Raw genomic sequence first — 21596 nt, forward strand, 5'->3', positions numbered from 1 at the left:
CCTGGTGCTGGCCAACCCGCCGTACGTGCCGTGGCCGGGGCGTGGACGCCCGAGCGCCCGCTGGGACGCGGGCGACGACGGCAGAGCCGTGCTCGACCCGCTGTGCGACGAGGTACCGGACCTGCTGGCCTGCCGGGGCACGTTCCTGCTGGTGCAGTCCGCGCTGTGCGGGGTGGAGCCGACGCTGGCCGCGTTGCGCGGGCGGCGGTTGCGGGCCTCGGTCGTGGCCCGGCGGTGGGTGCCGTTCGGCCCGGTGCTGCGGCGCCGTGCCCGGTACCTCGAACAGTGCGGCTTCGTCGGACACGGCCGTCGCGAAGAGGAGTTGGTGGTGATCCGTGCCGAGCGAACGCCCTCACCCGCGTGAGCCCCGGCGGGTCCGGCCGGTGCCCGGAGGTCCCGTGCTCGTCGACGGTCCCGTCGAGGTACAGCTTCCGGATGGCACGACGGTGGTCTCCGACCGGTTCCAGGTGGCACTGTGTGCCTGCCGCCGCAGCCGGAACTACCCGTTCTGCGACGCCAGCCACCGTCGTCGGCGCTGAGCACGGCGCGCCGTCGGCGGTGAGTACGCGGCGCGGTGCCGGGGCTGAGTACGGCGCGCCGTGGGGCTGAGTGCGCGGCGCGGTGCCGCGGCACCGGCGCACTCCGGCGTCAGGCACCGTCCACAGGGGAACGCAACGAGGAGCGGCCCGCACGCCACCGGCCGAGTACGTGGTCGGCCAGCCGGGCCTCGACCAGTCCGGTGGCCTGGATGCCGAACACCACGTCCCCCGCGAGCCCGGGTTCGGTGGCGAGCAGGTCCCCGATCACCTCGTGCCGCATGACCTGCTCGTGCACGGAGTCGGCCTCCACGTGCTCGGTGAAGAACAACCGGCACGCCTGCCCGGCGCCCAGCCGGTCGAGCGCGTCCACCATGCGGGCGGCGCTCGGCGCGGTGCTGATCTCCGCCGCCGCGAAGTGGCCCACCAGGGCACCGCGCAGGCCCCGGTGCAGCCCGAGCAGTGACATCAGGTTCACCGGGGCCAACGCCTCGGCGGGCACGTGTTCGAGGTAGGCCAGGTACCCGGCGTCCAGTCCCGCGTCCTCCATCAGGTCGGCGTAGAGACGGGAGTGCATCCGGTCGTACCGGCCGCCGCCGAACTCGTCGAACTCGACGGCCACCAGGGCGGCCTTGGCCTGCCCGTGCAGTCGTGGGATGACCCACGCGTGCGGGTCGGCCTCCTTGAGGTGATAGATCGAGCGGTGCACCAGGTACTCCCGCATCCGCGCCCAGTCGGCCTCGTCACGCAGGTAGTGGGTCAGTCCCCCACCGTGCACCGGTTCGATCAGCAACGCGTCCAGCTCCGCCGTGACGGCGTCGCCGTCGGTGCCCCCGGCCACCTCCGCGCGCAGTCCCGCCAGGAACCGGCGCTCCAGCGCGCGGCGCGCGGCGAGCAGGCCGGGGTGCCACTCCCACTCGGGGTCGACCCCGGCGAAGCCCCGGTAGTGCAGCTCGTAGCACACGGTGAGGGCGAGCTGCACGTCGTCACCGAACGGGTCGGCCGAACGCGGTTCCCGTTCGGCGATACCGGGCGCGCCGTCGTCGTCGCCGGGGGATCGGCCCAGCGTGGACACGATCCGCTCCGAGAGCGGTCCGCGCGGTCGCGGCAGCGGGGGCACGGCCCGGGCAGGGTCCGGCGCGACGGTGCTGCGGTGCGCGGGTCCGATGCTGTTCGCTGTCGTCACCTTCGCGGGCTACCCGGGTCCCCGGCGGCGTACACGGTGACGGGCGCGGGCACGGCCGGGTCAGCAGAACAGCCAGCAGCCGTCGTCCTCGTCGTCCTCGTCGTCGTCAGGGGTGGTCGTGGGCGGGGGTGGCGACGACTCCGGCGGTTCCGACGGCTCAGGGGGCGGCTCGGCCGTCGTGCTGCTCGGGGGCCGATCCTCGGTGCGCGGTGGGTCGGAACGCGTGGCACCCGGACCGCTTCCGTCCTCCCCGCCGCCCTCGCGCGCGTCACCCTTGTTCTCGTCGGCGTCCGGGTCCGGCGGTGTGGTGCCGGCCGAGCTGTCCTCCGCACCGTCGGAGCCGGTGGTCGTGGTGGTCGTGCTCTCGCCGGTGGTCACCAGCCGGGTGTGGCCTTGGCCGCCGCGCGGGACTCGCGCGTCGTCCTCGACGGAGGCGTGGTCGGCCTCCACCACGCGCGCGGGATCACCAGGTACCAGGATCACCGCCGCGGCGGCGACGCCGCATCCCACCACCATCGAGCCCATGACCGCCAGCACCCGGGGACGGGACCGCGGCGCCGGCGGGGTCCGGTCGCCGCGGCCGTCGCGCGGTCGCGTCACCGACACGTCGTCATGCACCGAGAAGTCCTTCCGGACCGGGAGGCGGGCCGAGTCCGCCTTACCGTAGATCATTACGTAGCGAAATCGCCGCGAGGGAGTGTGCCCGCCGCCGCGTCCTGGGCCGGCACAGGGGTGTGCGCTGCGGCGACGGGCGGCGGGCTCCCGGCCACGATCACGGTGCGTCGACGGCTCGCCGGAGCACCTCGCCTCCGGCGTGTCCCGTGGCGGGCGGGCGTCGTTTCGCCGTGGCACGGACGGGGTATTCCGCGGCCCGGGAGGTGCAGACACGATGGCGACATCCGTGGAGAAGCTGCGGGAAGCTCTGTCCGAGGCTGACTTCCCCGCGGGAAAGGACGACCTGGTTCGGTACGCCGAACAGTCCGAAACGGACTCGGAGACACTCGGCGCGCTCCAAGCGATTCCGCCGGAGGTGTACTCCGACCTCACCGAGGTGGAACGGTCGGTGTCGTTCGCCTCGCCCCAGCCCGAGGGGGAACGTGCCCGGCGCCGCCGGAGCCACGACAAGTCCGGTGTGGCCGAACAGGAGAAGGATGTGTCACCGCACCCGATCGTCGAGGAGCTGGGGGAGAACCGCGGTTCCTGACCCGCCGGCCGGAGGTGCCGTTTCGTCCTGTCGGCGGCCGGGTATGTGTCCGGATGGCGGAGTCTCGGACCCGCCGTCCGGACTCAAGCGGTGCAGCAGAGGGTGGGGCGATGGTTCTGTGGCCCGAGGGTGACGATTCCGGCAGCGGCGAGCCCGCCGGTCCGGGCGGTGCCGGATGCGACGAAGCCGACGCGCCCGTCCGGCTGGCCGCGGGCGCCCGCGACGCGTTGCGTGCCCTGCACCTGCGCACGTCCGGTCCCGTCGACGGTGACATCCTCGCCGGGCCGGGGGAGATGCACGCGGTGCTCGGCTCGCTCAAGTCGCTCGTCGACGACCTCTCCCACTGCCTGCCGGAACTGGCCACCTGGCTGGAGCAACGGCTGTGGTGCGGAGGGCTGGCCACGGCGCCGGGGCCGCGCGCCTACGCCGACGTGGCCGAGTCGACGTTCGAAGTGGCTTCCGCGCTGGCCCGCGCACAGCGGATGTGCGGCGCCCTCGCCAGGGAACTCGACGCCGCGCAGGCAGCCAGCGGCGACCTGGTCGTCTCCGACCTCTGAGCGACCAGATCGCCGCGTCGTCCGGTTCGATGTCCCCGCGCTGGCCGGGTCACGAGGCCGACGCGGGCGTGGGCGGGCTCCGCCGCTCCTGTGCCGGGACCGGGACCGACGGGACGGCCGGTTCCCGCACGCCGCCGGGCGCCGGGGTGGTCTCCGGCTGCGCCACTGCCGCGGTGGGCTCCGGCTGTGTCACCTCGGCGGGGTAGAGCGCGTTGGTCTCGCGTTGCTGCTCGATCGCCTCGATCAGCTCGTGGGTGCTCATGTGCGCGACGAGGGGGATACCCACCCGGTGCGCTTCGCGTGTCAGCTCCGCCATCGTCATCGTGTCGAGATCGCTCCGCTTGCCTGCCATCATGTCCTCCGCGTCTGGCATGTACTCCTTTCGGGTATCCGACGGCGCGGAGCGTTAACCCACCCGCAGGCATGAGCTACATCGCAGGGAGGTGCGCATGCGCTCGACCGTTCCACTCGGCACGCTCGCGGGGGTTCGCGTGGGTGTGCACTGGAGCGTGCTCGGCATCCTCGCCGTGCTGGTGGTCGCGCTCGGTACCGCGCGGTGGCCGCTGCTGGTGCCGGGATACCCCACCGGCGCCTACGTCGGGGCGGCACTGGTGGCGGCGTTGTTGTTCCTGCTCTCGCTGCTCGCGCACGAACTCTCGCACGCCGTGGTCGCCCGCAGGAACGGCATCGAAGTGGACGAGATCACGCTGTGGCTGCTCGGCGGGATCGCGAAGCTGCGCAGCGAGGCCCGCACGCCGGGCGCGGACCTGCGCATCGCGGCGGCGGGGCCGCTGGCGAGCGTGCTCGTCGCCGCGCTCTTCGGCCTCGCGACGTGGGTACTCGTGGCTGTCGACGCCGGGGTGCTGCTCGTCGCGGTTCCCGGCTACCTCGCGGCGATCAACGTGGTGCTGGCCGCGTTTAATCTCATCCCCGCGGCCCCGTTGGACGGGGGACGCATCCTGCGCGCCGCGTTGTGGGCGTGGCGTGGGGACCGCGTGCGCGCGGCCGTGCTCAGCGCCCGGGCGGGCCGGGTGTTCGGGTTCGCCCTCGTGCTGCTCGGCGCGTGGCGATTGCTGTTCACCGGCTCAGGGGACGGCCTGTGGTGGATCGTGATCGGCCTGTTCATCGTGTTCGTCGCGGGAGCGGAGGAGCGTCAGGCCGAACTCGGCGCGGCGCTGGCCGACGTCCGCGTGGGTCAGGTGATGACGACCGACCCGGACACCACCGACGGCGGGCTCACCGTGTCCGAGTTCCTGCACGACGTGGCTCTGAGACAGCGGCACTCGGCGTTTCCGTTGGTGGGGCCGTCCGGCAGGGTGGAGGGCCTGGTCACGCTGAACCGGCTCCGTGCCGTGGCCCCCGACCGGCGTGCCGACACCACACTGCGGGAGACCGCCTGCCCACTCGCCGACGTCCCCACGGCACGCGCCGACGAGCCGCTGACCGAGCTGCTCGACCGGATGCGCGGCTGTTCGGACGGGCGCGCCCTGGTCTTCGACGGCGACCGGCTCACCGGCATCGTCACCTCGACCGACATCAGTCACGCGGTGATGCTGCACGGACTCGGGGCCGGTCCCAGCACGGGCGTAGCCGGGGCCGGGCGTGACACCGCGGCGGAACGGCCCCGCTGACCCCGGTACACGCCGACCCCGGTACGCGTTCAGGGACGCGCGCCCACGCCGGTGGCGGCCTCGCCGAGCCGCCCTCCGGGCATCGACGGCCGCAGCGGCGGAGTCGGCAAGCCCGCGCCCTGCCGCAGCCCGGTCAGGAACTCGCCCAGCGCCTCGCCCGCCGAGTAGCGTGCGGACCAGCCGAGTTCGGTCCGCGCCCGCGTCGTGTCCATGATCGGAATGCGCAGGACCGCGTCGAACAACTGCGGCGAGGCGGGCACCAGACGCAACCGGTACGCCGTGCTCACCGCGTTGCGCGCCAGCCGCGCGGGCACCGGCACGAGCCGCGCCCCGAGCAGTTCGGCCAGCAGTCCCGGGTCCACCACGCGGTCGGCGGCCACGTTGAACGCGCCCCGCACCGGTGTCACCGCCGCGCGACGGAACGCCTCGCCGAGGTCGGTCGAGTGCACCGCCTGGGTCCGCAGTCCCGGGATGTCCGGCACCACCGGGACCGCGCCGGGGCGCACCAGCGACACGGGGAGGAACGGCCCCGCGAAGAGCCTGCGCTGCTGCTGGGCCGATCCCCGCTGGAACACGAATCCCGGGCGGATACGCACGATGCGGGTCTCGGGGTGGTCGCGCTCGACGACGTCCAGCACGCGTTCGAGGTAGGACTTCTCCCGGGTGTAGGCCGCGCCCGGCCAGCCGTGGGTGGGCCAGTCCTCGGCCACGGCGTGGTCCTTGGGACCGGGGGAGTAGGCACCCACCGACGAGGAGTACACCAGTGCGGGCACTCCGCGGCGCAGCACCGACTCGACCACCCTGATGGTGCCGAGCACGTTGGTGCGCCAGGTGGTCGCCGGGTCGCGTGTCGGCTGGAACAGCCACGCCAGGTGGATCACCACGTCGGCGCCGTCGAACAGCGCGTCGAGCTGGGCGTCGGTGGCCGTCACCAGGTTCATGCCCGTCGTCCACAGCTTCGGCCGGGACCAGCGTGGAGTACGGCGTGCCACGCCGACGATCGATTCCACGGTCGGGTCGTCCGCGAGAGCCGCGACGACGCCGGTGCCGATGTTGCCGGTCGCCCCCGTGACGACCACGCGCAGTGTGTCGGTCATCGCTCTCACCCGCCGGTCCGCTCGCGCACCAGTGCGGCCAGCCGGTCGAGCGCCTGCTCGACCCGCCGGTCGGCTTCCTCACCGCGTTCGCCGCCCAGGGCCGCTCCCTCGTCGGTGAAGGTCAGGTGCAGGGTGGCCACGCTGCCTCCGGTGCCGTCCGCCCGGCCCGCGCTGTCCGCCCCCTCCGCGCTCTCGGCGCCGGTGGCGTCGGCGGTGCCGTCGTCCGGCACGACCTGGAGCCAGCCGTCGTAACCCGATTCCGTGCCGCCCCACTCCATGCGCAGACGGTCACGGTCGACGTCGACGTAGCCGAAGGCGTCGTGGATCTCACTGCCCTCGGCGATCCAGGCGTGCAACGCGCCCCGGCCCGCGGGCTCGACCTCCACGCCCTCGGGCGTCCAGCTGTTCAGCGTCGGCTCACCGGAGGCGATGTCGAACACCACCCCGGGTTCCGCGGGTATCACGCGCGTGTGCTCGAACTCACTCATTCGCACGACATACCCGCGGCGTCGGCACCCTATTCGGGCGGCGACGGGACGCGGGCCACGCCCGCGACGGCGCGGGTGCGGGTGACGTCCCCGGTGTAGGGCTCGTCCGGGCGCCACTCGGGCAGCCACACCAAACCGGGGTCGATCAGCTCCAACCCGCCGAAGAACTCCGTGATCTCGGCGCGTGACCGCATGGGGCTGGCCTTGACCGCGGTCCGCTTGCCGTAGTCGTCCCTGATCCGGCCGAAGGCGTCCTTCGCTGCCTCGTCGTCGGTGTCCAGGCAGGCGTGCGAGAGCACCAGCAGGCTGCCGGGTGCGAGCTGGTCGCGGTAGAAGGCCATCGGCGTCGCCGGGTCGGACTCGGGTGGCATCAGGTGCAGCAGTGCCACGGTGAGCAGGCAGATCGGCTCGCCGGGGTCGATGCCCTCGGCGACGACGCGCTCCCACAGCCGGGGCCCGTCGAAGAAGTCGCCCCACAGCGCGCGGTGCCGTTCCGGGTCGGCCGTGTCCTCGAGCAGGATGCGCGCGTGCGCGTGAGCGACCGGCTCGTGGTCGACGTAGACCACGCGCGTCGCCCCCGGCGCGACCTCGTCGGCGACCTCGTGCACGTTGCCCTGCGTCGGTAACCCGCTGCCGAGGTCCACGAACTGCCGGATACCGGACTCGACGGCGAACCGTACGGCCCGGCGCAGAAACGCCCGATTCTCCCGCACCGCCTCGCGGATCTCGGGGGCCAGCGCGAGCTGTTTCTCGGCGAACTCGCGGTCGATCGCGTAGTTGTTCGTCCCACCGAGCCAGTAGTCGTAGATCCGCCCGGAGCTGGGCCGGTCGAGGTCGAGATCCGGTGTGTCGTTCGGCACGCGGACGACTCTAGCGAACCGCGCGGAGGCTCCGGAATCCGCCGTGAGCGCGAATCCGCCGACCGTCGAGGTCCGTGCGCACGGTGGTGTCGAGCCTGCGCCTGTCGACCGGGTACCGGGTGACGCGGCGGCGTTCCGCGGCCCCGTGCCGGGCGTTCTCCGCCGCGGTGGCCCAGTGTTCCTGCCGACCGACACTGTCCACACGGGATTCTCGTGTGGCCTCCCGTCCGGACCCACCGTCTAGGAAGGACCGCGTTCAGCCCCGCACACCGCGGTGCCGGGCGTGCAGGTCGCGCACCGCGTCCACCAGCGCGGGCACCGGTCCCTCCACGAGCACGCCGGGAGCCACCTCGGACACGGGCAGCGGGCGCACCGGGGGCGCGGGCACACCCCACCCGGACAACCACTCCGTGAGCTGGGCGGACGAGGCGATGTAGACGATGCGGCCCAGACCGGCCCACCCGTGCGCCGCCGCGCACATCGGGCAGTGCTCGCCGGAGGTGTAGACGGTGGCGCGGGCGCGTTCGGCGGGGGAGAGTTCGGTCGCCGACCGGCGGGCGAGCGCGAACTCTGGGTGCCGGGTGCGGTCGCCGCCCGCGACCCGGTTGCGATCCTCGCCGCGGACGGTGCCGCTGCCGTCGACCAGCACCGAGCCGAACGGCTCGTCGCCCGCCAGCAGTGCCTCCTCCGCCAGCTCCACGCACCGCCGCAGGTGTTCGAGGTCCCGTTCGCCGATCACCGGTCCATCCTGCCAGGCCCGGCGGTCGCGGTCAGCGCGAGTCGCCGGGCCCGTCGGTGAGCACGCGGGGCCCCGACTCGGTGATCGCGACGGTGTGTTCGGAGTGGGCCGTGCGGGACCCGTCGGCCGAGCGGATGGTCCAGCCGTCGGGGTCGACCACGATCCGGTCGGTGTGCCGGGCGAACCACGGTTCCAGTGCCAGCGTCATGCCCGGCCGGAGCCGCAGCCCCCGGTGGGCGGGTCCGGTGTTGGGCACGTGGGGTTCCTCGTGCATGGTGCGGCCGAGCCCGTGTCCGCCGAACTCGGTGTTGACGGGATAGCCGTACTCGCGGGCCACCGCGCCGATGGCGGCGGCGATGTCGCCCACGCGATTGCCCGGGAGTGCCGCCCCGATGCCCGCCGCGAGCGCCTCCTCGGTGGCCCGGATCAGCCGCAGGTCGGCCTCCGCGGGCGTGCCCACCACGACGCTCGTCGCGGCGTCGGCGACCCAGCCGTCGAGGGAGACGGCGAGGTCGAGGCTGAGCAGGTCCCCGTCCCGCAGCGTGTAGTCGTGCGGAAGGCCGTGCAGGACCGCGTCGTTGACCGACAGGCAGCAGACGTTCCGGAACGGTCCGTTGCCGAACGATGGGGCGTAGTCCCAGTAGCACGAACTCGCCCCGCGCTCGCGCAGGAGTTCCCGTGCCCGGTGTTCCAGGTCGAGCAGGTTCGTGCCCACCCGGGCGTGCCCGGTCAGTGCGCCCAGCACCTCGGCGACGAACCGGCCGGTGACCTCCATGCGCTCGATCTCGGCGGCCGACTTCAGTTCGATCACGCTGGCTCCTCCCGTAGAGCGGTATAATAATACCGAACACTACCGGTATGATAATACCGGAGCTAGGGTGGGGGGATGGTCCGTCTTCCGCTGACGCCCGAGCAGATCGAGGCGGGCAGGCTCCTCGGGTGCCTGCTCCGCGAGGCGCGCGCCGACCGGGGTCTCGCCGAGGTGGCACACCGCGCGGGCGTGTCGCCGGAAACCCTGCGCAAGATCGAGACCGGGCGACTGCCGAGCCCGGCGTTCGGCACGATCGTGCGGCTGGCCGACGTGCTCGGTCTGCCGCTCGAGCGGGTCGCCGACACCTGGCGCGCAGGCGCCGCGCTGGAGTCCGCCTCCTGACCGGGCGCCCGGCGGCGGGCTCCGCGTGTGCCGGTCCTGGTGGTCGTCGCACCGCAGGGGACGGCGACTCGGGGACCGTGCGCGGCGACTCACGGACGGGAAAGGGCAACTCGCGAGCTGTGAAGGGCAACTCGCGGGCTGTGAAGGGCGACTCGCGGGGTCAGCCGGACGCGGCCTTGCGCCCGGGCCCCTCGGGCGAGAGCGCGACGACCGTGCCCGTGGCCCGCGTCAGCGGGGAGGCCGGGCGCAGGAAGCGCACGTGCGGGCGACCGTCGGGACCGAGGTGGGAGATGTCGGTGCGCACGTCGTAGACCTCGGCGATCAGGTCCTCGGTGAGTACCTCGTGCGGGGTGCCCTCGCGGACGATGCGGCCCTCGTCCAGCACGACCACGTGGTCGCAGTAGGTCGCGGCGAGGTTGAGGTCGTGCAGCGCGACGACACTGGTGCACGGCAGGTCCGACACCAGTTGCAGCAGTTCGAGCTGGTGGCGGACGTCGAGGTGGTTGGTCGGCTCGTCCAGCAGCAGCTCCCTCGGCCGCTGGGCCAGCGCACGCGCGATCTGCACCCGCTGCCGCTCCCCGCCGGAGAGGGTGTGCCAGTGCTGTGCCTGCCTGCCCGTCATGCCGGTGTGCGCGAGCGCGTCGCGCACGGCCGCGTCGTCGTCCCGGGTGGTGCTGGCCCACAGCTTGCGGTGGGGCACCCGCCCGAGCCGCACGACCTCCTCGACGGTCAGGGGCACCTGCGTGTCCGACTGCTGCGCGACCATGGCGATGCGGCGCGCCCGATCGCGGCGGGGCAGGTCCCCCAGCGGCCTGCTGTCGAGCGTGACCGTGCCGGAGGTCGGGCGCAGCACACCCGCCAGCAGGCGCAGCAGCGTGGTCTTGCCGGAGCCGTTGGGCCCGAGCAGGCCCGTGGTGCGCCCGGTGGGCGGAGCCACGGTCACGCCGTCCACCACGGTGGTGCCGCCCAGGACCCGGGTGACCGCGTGGGCGGCCAGTCCCTGCTCCCGGTCCGGCGAGCGCTGGTCGGTCACCGTTTCCCCCTTGTGCGGTAGAGGATCAGAACGAACGCGGGCACGCCGATCAGGGAGGTGACGACCCCCACCGGCACCTCCTGCGGAGCCAGCATCGTGCGCGCGAGCGTGTCGACCCACACCATGAACACCGCCCCGGCCAGGGCGGTCACCGGAAGCAGGCGCGAATGGCCGGGTCCGGTGAGCGCGCGCGCGGCGTGCGGCAGCACCAGTCCGACGAATCCGATGGCGCCCGCCGTGCTGACCAGGGTCGCCGTCAGGGCGGCGGTGGCGCACAGCAGCACCAGCCGGACGCGTGCCACGGACACCCCGAGCGTCGCCGCCGCGTCCTCGCCGAAGGCGAACGCGTCGAGCGAACGGGCCTGTCCCAGGCACACCGCCAGCGCCCCGACCAGCACCACCGCGCAGACCGTGACGTCGTCCCAGCGCGCGTTGCCCAGCGAGCCGAGCAGCCAGAACAGCACACCGCGCGTGGTCTCCGCGTCGCCCGAGGTGAGCAGCACGAACGAGGTCAGCGCGGAGAAGAACTGCATCACCGCCACGCCCGAGAGCACCACCCGGTCGGTGGTGCCGCCGAGGATGTGACTCAGCACCAGCACGAGGCCGAAGGCGACGACGGCGCCGACGAACGCGCCGGAGGACAACGTGAGCGCCGCGCCACCCACACCGAGCACGACGACGAGGACCGCGCCGGTGGAGGCGCCGGAGGACACGCCCAGCACGAACGGATCGGCCAGCGGATTACGCAGCAGCGACTGCATCACCGCCCCGCACAACGCCAGCCCCGCGCCGCAGAGCACCGCCAGCAACGTGCGAGGCAGGCGCAGGTCCCAGACGATCCCCTCGCGGATGGCGCTCAGGCCGGGTGCCCCGCCCCAGCCGAGCCGGGACGCCACGGTCGCGAACACGTCGGGCACCCCGATGGCGGCGGGACCGATCGTGATCGCCACCGACACCGAGGAGATCAGCGCGGCGAACCCGCAGGCCAGCAACACCGGGGTGGGCCATGCCCTGCGTGGGCGCGGTGCCGTCCGTGCTCGCTCCGCGACCGCCGCCGGACCGCGCGCGGTCACCTGGTCAGCCCGAACTCGCCCAGTGCGGTGGCGAGGGTCTCGATCCCGTCGACGGTGCGGATGCTCGGGTTGAGTGCCTGCCCACTGAGCAGGATGTAACGCTGGTCGCGGACGGCGTCCATCTCGCGTGTGACGGGGTGCGACTCCAGGAACTCGATCTTGCGCTCGGCGCTCTCGGCGGTCTGCGACCGGCGCGTGAGGTCGCCGAGCACGAGCACGTCAGGATTGCGGTCGGCGACCGTCTCCCAGTTGATCTGAGGCCACTCGTCGTGGGTGTCGTCGAAGACGTTCTCCAGTCCGAGCGCGCGTGTGATGATCCCCGGTGCCCCGCAGCAGCCCGCGAGGTAGGGGGACTCCTTGTTGGCGAACCAGTACAGCACCGACACGCCGGAGGCGTCGACGCCCTCGGTGGCCGTGGCGACGCGGTCCCGCAGCTCGGCCACGAGCCGCTCGCCGCGTTCCTCCACGCCGAACACGTGGGCGAGGTCGCGGATCTCGCCGTAGATCGTGGCCAGGTCGAGCGGCTCGTCGCGCCGTCCGTCGCCGGGAGCGTCGTTGTCCTTCACGCAGTCGGACGGGGCGACGTAGGTGGGCACATCGAGGTCGTGGAACTGCTCCCGGGTGGCGACGCCGCCGACGCCGAGGGTCGAGACGAACGAGGCCGAGACGAAATCGGGCTCGGCCGCGAGCACCGCCTCGAACGACGGGTTGTTCTCGGCGAGCCGGGGCACGTCGGCGTTGGCCTCGGCCAGCTCGGGCAGGACCGGGTCGGTCCAGGTCGCCGTGCCGGCCAAGCGCTCGCCGAGCCCGAGTGAGAGCAGGATCTCGGTGCTTCCCTGGTTGAGGGAGACGGCGCGGTGCGGGGGACGGTCCACACGGGTCTCGGTACCGCAGTTGTCCACGGTGCGCGGATATCCGGGTGGGGACTGTTCCTCCGGGGCGGCGCCGGAACCGCCGCCGCAGGCGGCGAGGGCGACCAGCGTGGTCACCAGTGCGACGGCGACCCGGAATCGGCGTGCGTTCGGCACGGGTGTGGTCCTTCGCGTCGTGGGCCCATGCGCGGAGCCCGGCGGACGGGTGCGCTCCGCCTCGGCGCGGAGCCGCCAGCAGGTCTTCGGACTCGGGATCGTCCGAGCGGGGCGCCTTCCCGGACACTCATCCAGTGGCCCGTGCCTCGCCCGTCACCCTCACCGCTGCGCGTCAGTTCCGGATTCGCACCGGATTCCCTGGCCCACGTGCACGACACCGTGGACACGACTGGCCCCGGAAGGCTACCACGCCCGCGACCCACCGCACGCGTGTTGTCTTGTCGTCAAGGCCCCCTTGACTGCGTTCAGTGCAGGAAAGGAGGCCTTGACGACATGTCAACAGGGAGGTGCGGGGCGGGCGGCGGTCGAGCCGCGCACGATCAGCTCCGGCTGGAAGAGGTACTCGCCGGTGGGGACGTCCACGCCGGAGATCTCGTCGAGCAGCGTGCGCACCGCCGCCGTGGTCATGCCCGAGACCTGTTGCTGGATCGTGGTCAGCGGCGGGTCGGTGAACCCGATCAGCGGCGAGTCGTCGTAGCCCACGACCGAGAAATCCCTCGGCACCGACAACCCTCGCCTGCGTGCCTGGCGGATCGCGCCGAGCGCCATCAGATCGCTCCCGCACACCATCGCCGTGCACCCCGCGTCCAGCAGTTCGCGGGCCGCGGTGTCCCCGCCCTCCACGGAGAACAGCGAGTGCGCGATCAGCTCCTCGGCCGCCTGGTCGGACCCGAGCGCCGGCGCCATCAGCCGCCGGAACCGCTCGGCCTTGCGCTGTGCGGGGACGAACCGCCGCGGCCCCACGGCGAGGCCGATCCGGGAGTGGCCGAGTTCGCGCAGGTGGGCCAGCGCCAGCTCCACCGCCCCGGCGTCGTCGTCGGAGAAGAACGGCGCCCGCACGCCCGGGGCGAAGCCGTTGACGAACACCACCGGCACCCCGCTCTCGATCAGGCGCGTGTACCGGTCGTGCCGGGCGGTGGTGTCGGCGTGCAGCCCCGACACGAACACGATGCCCGAGACGCCGCGCTCGGTCAGCGCCTCGATCAGCTCGTCCTCGGTGGCCCCGCCCGGCGACTGGGTGCACAGCACGGAGGTGTAGCCGCGCATGGTCAACGTGCGGTCGATCACCTGCGCGAACGCCGGGAAGATCGGGTTGTCCAGCTCGGGGATGATCAACCCGATCAGCCCCGCGCTGCGGCGGCGTGACCGTGCGGGGCGCTCGTACCCGAGCCGGTCCATCGCTGTGAGCACGGTCTGCCGGGTGGCCGCGGCGACCCCCGGTTTGCCGTTGAGGACCCGGCTCACGGTGGCCTCGCTCACCTTCGCCTGCTCGGCGATGTCGGCGAGGCGCACACCGTCGAGCGTCCGGTCAGCCATGCACGTCTCCGCTCCACCACGCCGCGCTGTTCGGGGGAACGGTAACCCGCTCGCCGTCGCCGTGCGTGCCGTGCCCCGCACCGGCGGTGCCGGGTACGGCGGTGAACTCGGACTCGGGCAGGCTGCCCAGGATGAGGCGTCCCGGAGCGGGGAGGGTGACCGGCTCGGAGGAGAAGTTCACGGTGCACGTGAAGTCCGCACCCCGGCCGAAGGCGAGCACCTGCTCGTCCGCGTCGGTTCCGGACGGCGTGCGCGCGCCGGGTTCGAGCCAGCGCAGGCCGGTCCGCGGCAGGTCACGGCGCAGGCGCAGCGCACGCCGGTACAGCGTCAGCATCGAGCCCGGGTCGTCCCGCTGTGCCTCCGCCGTATACGCGGCCCACTCCGCGGGCTGCGGCAGCCACGCGGGCCCGCCGAAGCCGAACGGCGGTTCGCCACCCGACCACGGCAGCGGCACACGGCAGCCGTCGCGGCCCCGGTCGGTGTGCCCGGACCGTTCCCACACGGGGTCGGTGAGCACCTCGTCGGGCAGGTCGGTGACCTCGGGCAGGCCGAGCTCCTCGCCCTGATAGACGTACACCGACCCGGGCAACGCCATCGTCAGCAGCGCCGCCGCCCGCGCGCGGCGAAGGCCCAGTTCGCCTCCGCCGTACCGCGTGACGTGCCGCTGAATGTCGTGATTGGACAGAACCCACGTGCTGGGCGCGTCCACGCCGGACACCGCCGCGAGCGAGGCGTCGATCACCTCGCGGAACCCCGCCGCCGACCAGGTGGCCTCCACGTAGTGGAAGTTGAACGCCTGGTGCAGCTCGTCGGACCGCACGTACCGGGCGAGCCGGTCGGCGCTGGGTACCCACGCCTCGGCCACCCCGATGCGCTCGCCCGGGTAGGAGTCGAGGATCTTGCGCCACGCGCGGTAGATCTCGTGGACGCCGTCCTGGTCGAAGTAGGGAAGCTCCCGCGTGGTCAGCAGCGAGGCCTGATCGGTGCAGCCCGCGTCCGGCAGGCCGTGGGCCTTGATCATGCCGTGCGCCACGTCGACGCGGAACCCGTCGACCCCCCGGTCGAGCCAGAACCGCAGGATGTCGTCGAACTCGGCGCGGACCTCGGGGTTGTCCCAGTTCAGGTCCGGCTGGGCGGGGTCGAACAGGTGCAGGTACCACTGCCCGTCGGCGACTTGGGTCCATGCAGGCCCGCCGAAGACCGATTCCCAGTCGTTGGGCGGACCGCCGTCGCGGCCGTCGCGGAAGTGGTAGCGCGCGCGGGCCGCCGACCCGGGCCCGGCCTCCAGCGCCTCGACGAACCACTCGTGCCGGGACGAGGTGTGGTTCGGCACGAGGTCGACCAGGACGCGCAGCCCGCGCTCGTGCGCCTCCCGCACGAGCGCCTCGGCCTCGGTGAGGTCGCCGAACAGCGGGTCCACCGTGCGGTAGTCGGCGACGTCGTAGCCGCCGTCGGCCATCGGGGAGGCATAGAACGGCGTGAGCCACACCGCGTCCACACCGAGATCGGCCAGGTGGCCGAGCTTGTCGCGCACGCCGCCGAGGTCGCCGATGCCGTCACCGTTCGAGTCGGCGAAACTGCGCACGTAGACCTGGTAGATCGCCGCGGTCCGCCACCAGTCGTTGCCCATGGAATTCCTTTCAGCTCTTGACCCCACCGGCCGTCAGGCCGGCGACGAGATGGCGTTGCACGAGGAAGAACACGACCGCCGAGGGCAGCAGCACGAGCACGGAGCTGGCCGTGAGCAGCCCCCACTCGGCCTTGAAGTCGCTGACGAAGGTCGCCATGCCGATCGGCAGGGTGTAACGGTCCTCGCTCTGCATGAACACGCTCGCGAAGGCGACCTCACCCCAGGCCGTCACGAACGCGTAGAACACGGTCACGGCGATGCCGGGCTTGGCCAGCGGCACGATCAGCCGCCAGAACGTGCCGAACGGGGTGAGCCCGTCCATGCGGCCCGCCTCGTCGATGGAGACCGGGATCGTGTCGAAGTACCCCTTGAGCATCCAGGCGCAGTAGGGCACCGCCACCGTGCAGCCCGCGAGGACCAGACCGGTGTAGGAGTTGAGCAGCCCGAGGTCCGACAGCACGTTGTACAGCGGCACGATCAGCACCGCCGCCGGGAACATCTGCGTGATGAGAAAGCTCCACATCAACGGCCGCTGCCCGGGAAAGCGCATCCGCGAGGCGGCGTACCCGGCGCTGGCCGAGATCAGCACGGCCACCACCGTGGTCGCCGCCGCCACGATCAGCGAGTTGCCGAACCAGGTGCCGAACTGCGTCCTGGTCAGCACGTGGGTGTAGTTGTCCAGCCCGAGACTGCCCAGCGCGTCGGGCCGCGCCCAGGTGTCACGGTCGGTCTTGAGCGAGGTCAGCACCACCCACGCGACGGGGAATACGGCGATGACGCTCGCGCCCACCAAGGTGGTGTGCAGCGCGGCCGACGAGCGTGTGCTGCGCTCGTGGCGGCCCCTGGTCCGTTTCACAGCGCCACCTCCCGTGTCTGCCGGTCCAGCCAGCGGCGGTAGAGGAAGGCGAACACCACGAGCATCGAGGCGATGATCGCGCCGTAGGTCGCCGCGCCCGCGTAGTCCCGGATACCCTGGAAAGCCCGGTCGTAGGCCTCGGTGACGAGGATGTTCGTCGCTCCGCCCGGTCCGCCGCCGGTCAGCAGTGCGATGACCGGGAACTGGTTGAACGTCCAGATCGTGCCGAGCAGGATGACGGTGCCCGACACCGGGCGCAGCCCCGGCAGGGTGACGGCGCGGAAGCGTTGCCACGGGGTCGCGCCGTCGACCTCGGCGGCCTCGTACAGATCCTTCGGGACGGTCTGCAATCCGCCGAGCAGGGCGACCATCATGAACGGGACACCCAGCCACACGTTCACCATGATCACCGAGAACTTGGCCGCCAGCGGTTGGCCGAGCCAGTCGACGCCTGCGATGCCGACGGCGTCGAGCACGGCGTTGAGCACGCCGCCGGAGTCGTTGAGGATCAGCCGCCAGCCGAACGCGGCGACGAACGGAGGCACCGCCCACGGCAGGATCAGCAGCATCCGGTACAGGCTCCGGCCCCGCATCGCCCGGTTGAGCAGCATCGCGAGGCCGAGCCCGATGGAGTAGTGCAGTGTCACGCAGGTGACCGTCCACACCAGAGTCCAGAGCAGCCTCGGGTAGAAGACCCCCTCCGAACCGGAGAGGATGTCGAGGTAGTTGGCCAGGCCGACGAACTCGTAGGTGGCCGGGATCTCGTTGGCGCCGATGGTGCGGGCGCTGTTCATCTCGTTGGCGTTGGTCAGCGAGAGCCACAGGCCCTGTGCCAGCGGGTACAGCACGAGCACGGCGAGCACCACCACCACCGGTGCCGCCATCGCCCACGCGTACCAGTGCCGGGTGAGCAGCGTGCGCACCCGGCGGCGGGGCGGCACCGGTTCCGGTGCCACCCCGCTCGGGGGTCGAACGGCGGTGCTCGTCATGACTCGAAGCCCGGAACCGCGCCGTCGGTCTTGCTCTGCGCCTGCCGCAGCGCCTCGTCGATGGTGGCCTGACCGCCGAGGATGCGTTCGTAGAACGGGGTGAACATGTCGTAGAGGTCGCCTGCGCCGGGCGCGGGCGGCCTCGGCACGGCCTGCTCCACCGGGCCCTGGAACTCCGAGATGACCCTGTTGTCGGCGACCTCGTCGTCGGTGTAGACGGACTCGCGGGTCGGCAGGGTGTTGTTCCGCGCGGCGATGTAGGCCTGGCTCTCGGCCGAGTTGAGGAACTTCACGAACAGATACGAGGCGGCCAAATCCGGTGAGCCCGCGTAGACGACGAGGTTGTGCCCGCCCACCGGGCCGCCCTGGCCCTTCGGTCCGGCGGGGACCGGCGCCACGCCGAGGTTGTCGGCGTCCGAGAACGCCTCACCGGACAGGGTGTCCGACACCGACCACGGGCCGTTGAGGATCATGCTGACCGACCCGCTCTTGAAGCCGTTCTGCATGTTCGTGTACTTGTTCGCGCTCGTGTCGGTCGTGCCGATCCCGTCGGCGGTGAGGTCCTGGACGGTCTCGATCGCGGAGCGCACCTCGGGGGAGTCGAGGGTGACCTTCTTGCGCTCCATGTCGACGTAGTCGCCGCCCTCGCCGTAGACGAACGGCAGCAGGAAGTACGAGTCGGCGTTGGCGAAGAAGCCGGTGGTGCCGGGCACGGCCTCCTCCAGCGCGGCGGCGGTGTCGCGCAACTCGCTCCACGTGGCGGGTGGGGCGTCGATGCCAGCCTGCTCGAAGTGGTCCTTGTTGTAGAGCAGGGCGAGCGTGTCGGTGACCTCGGGAACGCCGTAGGTCCGTCCCTCGTAGGTCGTGCTCCGCATCGGCACGGGCAGGTAATCGTCCGCGCCCGCCAGCGCGGGGGTGTCGTCGAGCGGCTGGAGGTAACCGAGTGCGGCGAAGGTCGGGGTCCAGCCCACGTCGGCGCGCATCACGTCGGGGGCGCCGTCGCCGCTCTGCGCGGCGGTCTTGAACTTATCGTCGGCGCCGTCGAACGGCACGTTGACGTACTCGACGTCGATGTTCGGGTACTTGTCCTCGAAGCGGGACACGAGCTCCCGGAACGCGGGCGCCTCGGTGGTCGCGTCCGAGGTGTCCCACCAGGTGACCGTGCCCGTCACCGACCGCGGGTCGTTGGCGGCCTGCTCGGCGGCCCGCGCGGCCTGCTGCTCGGCGTCGTCCGTACCGCCGCAGGCCGAGACGGTGAGGGTGGTGGCCGCCGCCAGAGCGGCGAGTCTGCTGGTCCGTTTCATGCGCTCTCCTCGCTGAGACCGGAATCGGCAGCGAACCGTAGCCAGCGGGGGAGCATGGGTGCAAGGGGTTGCAGAAACTTTCATGCAAGGGTTGCGAGTGCCGGTACGCTCCGCAGCCTGCCGTCGTGGTAAGTCTTGCCCCGTCGTTTCCTGTACGCATAGCGTCCGATTGATCACGTTCGGACACTGGTGGCCGGATGCCGCGCCGCGTGGCGATCCTGCCCGGAAACGGAAACCCATGCTCGCGACACCACCACGACCTGTCCTTGGCCAGGTGTTGCGTAGTGCCTAGCTGGTTCCGGCGAACCAGAGTTCGAGGTCATGTCGGCTGGGCGCGCGGTACGCGGAAACAGTCTCAACCGGGCGAATCCGGTAGTCTGGTGTTTTCGCGGCACAGGGCCATTGAGGTAAGCGCTGCTCGCGTCACGCTCGCGCTGGTGCTGGTGGCGGCATTGGTCGTTACCAGAGGCTCCGACCGGGTGTATACCGATGGTCCCCTCGGGGAGTATCACGGCGAACCGCATGTCGCGATTTGTGTGCCTCATACGGACGAGAAGACGACGATCAGCGCGAACAATGGTCCTCTCATTCACCTCGGGGAGGTTCCGCTGACCATTACCGGTGTTTCGGCGGTCGGCGCGCGGGGATTTCGGATGATTGACGCTGTTCTCGTGCCGACGAACGGGACCGTCAACGGGGCGGAGTTTCCGCCGGAGCCGGAGCGTGCGGGCCCGACGTGGGAGGAGCGTGTACCTGCTGATGGGGCCACCGTCGAGCCGAAGGAAACGTGGTGGTTCGTTGTGGATCTGCGCGCGGAGGACGGCCACGCGGAGGTTGAGCGGTTTCGCGTGGACTACCGTGATGACGCAGGGGCCGAATACGGCTTCCTCACCGGGACATCGTATTTCTACCTTCCGGACTGCGACGACTCCTGGCCGGAATGGCGTGGCGAGCGGTGAGGCCGTCACACGGAGCCACGGCGACGTGCTCTCCCCAGACGAACAGAAGAATGACGACCGGCGCCAACAAGGGTCCGGTCGGCAGTGACGAGGATAATTCATCACCAGCACTGTGGGCCTCGACCGGAACGTGTGATTCCGCTTTCCGGACCGCGGTCGTCCTTGGCCCATTGGTGACTGGCATTGTCGTCGCTGAGCACGCAGCGTGCATACAATGTTGCTCCGTCGATGCCCGACGCCGTCCCGGCCTCTCGGCTCCGGTACGAGAGTATGGTTCCCGCGCCGCGCTGGCGAGATTCAGCGGGTTGGTGTAGTAGCGGCGACAACTCCGCGGCAGTGATCAAGGAAGGCTCGCCCGGCGCGTCGCAGCGGGTCCCGGCCCGGAGGCCGAAGCACCGCCGCCGGGCCACGGACGAGCCGGGGCGAGTCTGTAGTGGCTCCCCCGGCCAGAGCGTGGCCAGGGGAGGAGCGCCCCCGGCAGGATTCGAACCTGCGACCTAGAGATTAGAAGGCTCTTGCTCTATCCAGCTGAGCTACGAGGGCTCGGCGGCGACCGAGTTGGTCACGACTTCACACCAGCTTAATCGCCGCTGCCTGTCTGATCGCCCGACGTTGCCGGATCGTTTCACCCCTCACCCGGCCTGGCGACGAATCGCTCCCCGGAAGGTGAGCGACAGCACAGTCGAGCCAGGCCGGGCGGGGCGATCGTGGCCGCCCGGGGCGGGAAAGGCGGCCACGACGAAAGGCGCGGTCGGGGCCTGCCGCGCCTTCGAGCGCGCCGCCTGCCACGCGTTCCCCTGACGTGGCGGAATCGGCAGCGCTCGTCTCGTCGGCCGTACCGGAGCGGCCGTCAGTTCCAGATCTTGATCGCCCGCACGACGTACGGACTGCGGGGAACGAATGTGCCGGGCCCCGGGTAGGTGCTGAAGTCACCTTCGGTGGCGCAATGCTGATCCTGATACACGGTCACGTGCCGGTCGATGCGGTTCGCGAACGCGTGAGCGCGCATACCTCCGGACAGAGCAACGCAGGCCTCCGGATTGGTGGAGCGGAGGTCGAGTCGCAGAATGTCACCGTTGTAGTCCTCCTCGCTCCACAGGCAGAACTCGCCGCGTTGGCACTCCGCCCCACCGTCCGGTGAGGCCGCGTCCGGTGCCGCCGCGGCGGGCGAACCTCCGGCGGCCACGGAGACCAGCACGGAGGCGAGCGCGGCCAGCCCGAGCGCGATCGGCCTTCGCGATCCGAGTGGGTGCCCGGTGTGGGCACGGGCGGTGTGCTGGTGGTGGGAGCGGACGACGGTCGTGGTCCTGCGCATGGCGGGTCTCTCCTCTGTGTCGTGTGCGTGGTCGCTGTGGCGCGGTGTGTGTTCTCCACGGTGCGGTGCCGGAGCTGCTCTGTCAGGAGCAATCCGGGGCGGTTGTGGACAGACGAGTCGCGGTGGTCCGAACGGGTGGGAGTTGTCCACAAAACGGCCGTAGTGGCCGTGTCGGCGGGATGGTGGTGCTACTGGGGACGCGCCTTGCCGGGCCGAGGCGGCGTCGGCACCGTGGGAAGGCGGAGCGGGCGGCACGGCTGCTGGCCGGTGCGGGAAGGCAGCGGCCGGTGCGGGTCGGCGACCGAGCCGGTGCGGGAACGACCCGCCCGCGGGGGAAGGGGGCAGGTGTGCGGCGGCAGGCGGCGGTCTTCTGCGTGTTCGCGCTGAACGGGTTCGTGCTCGGCACGTGGGCGCCGCGCACGCCCGCGCTGAGCGAGCAGGTCGGCATCGGTCCCGGTGCGTTCGGGCTGGCGCTGCTGGGCGCCAGCGTCGGCATGCTGCTCGCGGCGCTGGCCTCGGGCCGGGTGGTCGAGCGCTACGGCGCCCGGGCGGTGATCGCCGTCGCGGCCACCGGGATGGTG

At 71.8% G+C, this 21596-nt stretch carries 23 protein-coding genes, 1 tRNA gene, 2 pseudogenes and 1 riboswitch; of the genes and pseudogenes, 8 read left to right on the forward strand and 18 right to left on the reverse strand.

Annotation, left to right across the window (positions count from 1 at the left end; all coding sequences use genetic code 11):
* A pseudogene (locus tag SACSA_RS21220) lies at positions 1 to 364 on the forward strand (methyltransferase); the annotation flags it as partial.
* Complete coding sequence (locus tag SACSA_RS0102695; protein ID WP_028661463.1) at positions 336 to 539, forward strand: CDGSH iron-sulfur domain-containing protein; 204 nt, start codon at positions 336 to 338, stop codon at positions 537 to 539. The pseudogene SACSA_RS21220 and the gene SACSA_RS0102695, both read left to right, overlap by 29 nt.
* A 109-nt stretch (positions 540 to 648) precedes the next feature.
* On the opposite strand, the gene SACSA_RS0102700 is transcribed toward SACSA_RS0102695, so the two are convergent.
* Both SACSA_RS0102700 and SACSA_RS0102705 read right to left on the reverse strand, forming a co-directional pair.
* Positions 649 to 1704, reverse strand: a complete 1056-nt coding sequence (locus SACSA_RS0102700) for an iron-containing redox enzyme family protein (RefSeq protein ID WP_048876363.1) — start codon at positions 1702 to 1704, stop codon at positions 649 to 651.
* A 78-nt stretch (positions 1705 to 1782) separates the two neighbouring features.
* Entirely contained in the window at positions 1783 to 2259 is a 477-nt protein-coding gene (locus SACSA_RS0102705; protein ID WP_232212814.1) for a hypothetical protein, read from the reverse strand.
* Between the two features lie 352 nt (positions 2260 to 2611).
* On the opposite strand from SACSA_RS0102705, the gene SACSA_RS0102710 reads away from it, so the two are divergent.
* Positions 2612 to 2926 (forward strand): DUF2795 domain-containing protein, encoded by a 315-nt coding sequence (locus SACSA_RS0102710; RefSeq protein ID WP_028661465.1) that lies wholly within the window; start codon positions 2612 to 2614, stop codon positions 2924 to 2926.
* Positions 2927 to 3036: 110 nt separating this feature from the next.
* Positions 3037 to 3483: a hypothetical protein gene (locus SACSA_RS0102715; RefSeq protein WP_019813288.1), complete on the forward strand. Its 447-nt coding sequence runs from the start codon at positions 3037 to 3039 to the stop codon at positions 3481 to 3483.
* Positions 3484 to 3532: 49 nt separating this feature from the next.
* Here the strand turns inward: SACSA_RS0102715 and SACSA_RS0102720 are convergent, their stop codons facing one another.
* Positions 3533 to 3856, reverse strand: a complete 324-nt coding sequence (locus SACSA_RS0102720) for a hypothetical protein (protein ID WP_232212815.1) — start codon at positions 3854 to 3856, stop codon at positions 3533 to 3535.
* A gap of 76 nt (positions 3857 to 3932) precedes the next feature.
* On the opposite strand from SACSA_RS0102720, the gene SACSA_RS0102725 reads away from it, so the two are divergent.
* Positions 3933 to 5114 (forward strand): site-2 protease family protein, encoded by a 1182-nt coding sequence (locus SACSA_RS0102725; RefSeq protein ID WP_019813290.1) that lies wholly within the window; start codon positions 3933 to 3935, stop codon positions 5112 to 5114.
* A gap of 29 nt (positions 5115 to 5143) precedes the next feature.
* On the opposite strand, the gene SACSA_RS0102730 is transcribed toward SACSA_RS0102725, so the two are convergent.
* The 5 genes from SACSA_RS0102730 to map form a co-directional block, all read right to left on the reverse strand.
* Positions 5144 to 6211, reverse strand: coding sequence for an NAD-dependent epimerase/dehydratase family protein (locus SACSA_RS0102730; RefSeq protein WP_019813291.1), 1068 nt, complete (start codon positions 6209 to 6211; stop codon positions 5144 to 5146).
* Between the two features lie 5 nt (positions 6212 to 6216).
* Positions 6217 to 6699 carry an SRPBCC family protein gene (locus SACSA_RS0102735; protein WP_019813293.1) on the reverse strand — a complete coding sequence of 161 codons (483 nt, stop codon included), beginning with the start codon at positions 6697 to 6699 and terminating at the stop codon, positions 6217 to 6219.
* Between the two features lie 29 nt (positions 6700 to 6728).
* Positions 6729 to 7559 carry an SAM-dependent methyltransferase gene (locus tag SACSA_RS0102740; RefSeq protein WP_019813295.1) on the reverse strand — a complete coding sequence of 277 codons (831 nt, stop codon included), beginning with the start codon at positions 7557 to 7559 and terminating at the stop codon, positions 6729 to 6731.
* A gap of 256 nt (positions 7560 to 7815) precedes the next feature.
* Entirely contained in the window at positions 7816 to 8298 is a 483-nt protein-coding gene (locus SACSA_RS0102750; protein WP_019813297.1) for a nucleoside deaminase, read from the reverse strand.
* Positions 8299 to 8329: 31 nt separating this feature from the next.
* The gene (gene map, locus SACSA_RS0102755) at positions 8330 to 9109 is read right to left on the reverse strand and encodes a type I methionyl aminopeptidase (protein WP_019813298.1); all 780 of its coding nucleotides are present in this window, start codon (positions 9107 to 9109) and stop codon (positions 8330 to 8332) included.
* A 75-nt stretch (positions 9110 to 9184) separates the two neighbouring features.
* Here map and SACSA_RS0102760 point away from each other — a divergent pair, with 75 nt between their 5' ends.
* Positions 9185 to 9451 (forward strand): helix-turn-helix transcriptional regulator, encoded by a 267-nt coding sequence (locus SACSA_RS0102760; protein WP_019813300.1) that lies wholly within the window; start codon positions 9185 to 9187, stop codon positions 9449 to 9451.
* Positions 9452 to 9611: 160 nt separating this feature from the next.
* Here the strand turns inward: SACSA_RS0102760 and SACSA_RS0102765 are convergent, their stop codons facing one another.
* The 8 genes from SACSA_RS0102765 to SACSA_RS0102800 form a co-directional block, all read right to left on the reverse strand.
* Positions 9612 to 10484, reverse strand: coding sequence for an ABC transporter ATP-binding protein (locus SACSA_RS0102765; RefSeq protein ID WP_019813302.1), 873 nt, complete (start codon positions 10482 to 10484; stop codon positions 9612 to 9614).
* Positions 10481 to 11479 carry a FecCD family ABC transporter permease gene (locus tag SACSA_RS0102770; RefSeq protein WP_019813304.1) on the reverse strand — a complete coding sequence of 333 codons (999 nt, stop codon included), beginning with the start codon at positions 11477 to 11479 and terminating at the stop codon, positions 10481 to 10483. Before SACSA_RS0102770 ends, SACSA_RS0102765 begins: the two co-directional genes overlap by 4 nt.
* A gap of 74 nt (positions 11480 to 11553) precedes the next feature.
* Entirely contained in the window at positions 11554 to 12585 is a 1032-nt protein-coding gene (locus SACSA_RS0102775; protein ID WP_019813306.1) for an ABC transporter substrate-binding protein, read from the reverse strand.
* Positions 12586 to 12645: 60 nt separating this feature from the next.
* Positions 12646 to 12831, reverse strand: a riboswitch (cobalamin riboswitch).
* 90 nt (positions 12832 to 12921) lie between these two features.
* Entirely contained in the window at positions 12922 to 13962 is a 1041-nt protein-coding gene (locus SACSA_RS0102780) for a LacI family DNA-binding transcriptional regulator (protein WP_019813308.1), read from the reverse strand.
* Complete coding sequence (locus tag SACSA_RS0102785) at positions 13955 to 15592, reverse strand: glycoside hydrolase family 13 protein (protein ID WP_019813310.1); 1638 nt, start codon at positions 15590 to 15592, stop codon at positions 13955 to 13957. Before SACSA_RS0102785 ends, SACSA_RS0102780 begins: the two co-directional genes overlap by 8 nt.
* Positions 15593 to 15602: 10 nt before the next feature.
* Positions 15603 to 16448, reverse strand: a complete 846-nt coding sequence (locus SACSA_RS0102790) for a sugar ABC transporter permease (RefSeq protein WP_019813312.1) — start codon at positions 16446 to 16448, stop codon at positions 15603 to 15605.
* The gene (locus SACSA_RS0102795) at positions 16445 to 17437 is read right to left on the reverse strand and encodes a carbohydrate ABC transporter permease (protein ID WP_028661468.1); all 993 of its coding nucleotides are present in this window, start codon (positions 17435 to 17437) and stop codon (positions 16445 to 16447) included. Before SACSA_RS0102795 ends, SACSA_RS0102790 begins: the two co-directional genes overlap by 4 nt.
* Positions 17434 to 18741: an extracellular solute-binding protein gene (locus SACSA_RS0102800; RefSeq protein WP_019813316.1), complete on the reverse strand. Its 1308-nt coding sequence runs from the start codon at positions 18739 to 18741 to the stop codon at positions 17434 to 17436. Before SACSA_RS0102800 ends, SACSA_RS0102795 begins: the two co-directional genes overlap by 4 nt.
* Positions 18742 to 19121: 380 nt before the next feature.
* Here SACSA_RS0102800 and SACSA_RS0102805 point away from each other — a divergent pair, with 380 nt between their 5' ends.
* Positions 19122 to 19700, forward strand: coding sequence for a hypothetical protein (locus tag SACSA_RS0102805; protein WP_019813318.1), 579 nt, complete (start codon positions 19122 to 19124; stop codon positions 19698 to 19700).
* Positions 19701 to 20169: 469 nt separating this feature from the next.
* On the opposite strand, the gene SACSA_RS0102810 is transcribed toward SACSA_RS0102805, so the two are convergent.
* Both SACSA_RS0102810 and SACSA_RS0102815 read right to left on the reverse strand, forming a co-directional pair.
* A tRNA-Arg gene (locus tag SACSA_RS0102810) sits at positions 20170 to 20243 on the reverse strand.
* A gap of 307 nt (positions 20244 to 20550) precedes the next feature.
* Entirely contained in the window at positions 20551 to 21015 is a 465-nt protein-coding gene (locus SACSA_RS0102815) for a peptidase inhibitor family I36 protein (RefSeq protein ID WP_019813320.1), read from the reverse strand.
* Positions 21016 to 21362: 347 nt separating this feature from the next.
* Here SACSA_RS0102815 and SACSA_RS25615 point away from each other — a divergent pair.
* Positions 21363 to 21596 (forward strand): annotated as a pseudogene (locus tag SACSA_RS25615) (MFS transporter); the annotation flags it as partial.

Source organism: Saccharomonospora saliphila YIM 90502, from assembly GCF_000383795.1.
Lineage (GTDB): Bacteria > Actinomycetota > Actinomycetes > Mycobacteriales > Pseudonocardiaceae > Saccharomonospora > Saccharomonospora saliphila.

What these genes read in the sequence shown, in the direction of transcription:
- SACSA_RS0102780 (WP_019813308.1), bottom strand. Translation starts at nt 13,962, where the DNA reads ATGGCTGACCGGACGCTCGACGGTGTGCGCCTCGCCGACATCGCCGAG.
- SACSA_RS0102730 (WP_019813291.1), bottom strand. Translation starts at nt 6,211, where the DNA reads ATGACCGACACACTGCGCGTGGTCGTCACGGGGGCGACCGGCAACATC.
- SACSA_RS0102785 (WP_019813310.1), bottom strand. Translation starts at nt 15,592, where the DNA reads ATGGGCAACGACTGGTGGCGGACCGCGGCGATCTACCAGGTCTACGTG.
- SACSA_RS0102800 (WP_019813316.1), bottom strand. Translation starts at nt 18,741, where the DNA reads ATGAAACGGACCAGCAGACTCGCCGCTCTGGCGGCGGCCACCACCCTC.
- SACSA_RS0102710 (WP_028661465.1), top strand. Translation starts at nt 2,612, where the DNA reads ATGGCGACATCCGTGGAGAAGCTGCGGGAAGCTCTGTCCGAGGCTGAC.
- SACSA_RS0102735 (WP_019813293.1), bottom strand. Translation starts at nt 6,699, where the DNA reads ATGAGTGAGTTCGAGCACACGCGCGTGATACCCGCGGAACCCGGGGTG.
- SACSA_RS0102760 (WP_019813300.1), top strand. Translation starts at nt 9,185, where the DNA reads ATGGTCCGTCTTCCGCTGACGCCCGAGCAGATCGAGGCGGGCAGGCTC.
- SACSA_RS0102715 (WP_019813288.1), top strand. Translation starts at nt 3,037, where the DNA reads ATGGTTCTGTGGCCCGAGGGTGACGATTCCGGCAGCGGCGAGCCCGCC.
- SACSA_RS0102795 (WP_028661468.1), bottom strand. Translation starts at nt 17,437, where the DNA reads ATGACGAGCACCGCCGTTCGACCCCCGAGCGGGGTGGCACCGGAACCG.
- SACSA_RS0102725 (WP_019813290.1), top strand. Translation starts at nt 3,933, where the DNA reads ATGCGCTCGACCGTTCCACTCGGCACGCTCGCGGGGGTTCGCGTGGGT.
- SACSA_RS0102815 (WP_019813320.1), bottom strand. Translation starts at nt 21,015, where the DNA reads ATGCGCAGGACCACGACCGTCGTCCGCTCCCACCACCAGCACACCGCC.
- SACSA_RS0102720 (WP_232212815.1), bottom strand. Translation starts at nt 3,856, where the DNA reads ATGCCAGACGCGGAGGACATGATGGCAGGCAAGCGGAGCGATCTCGAC.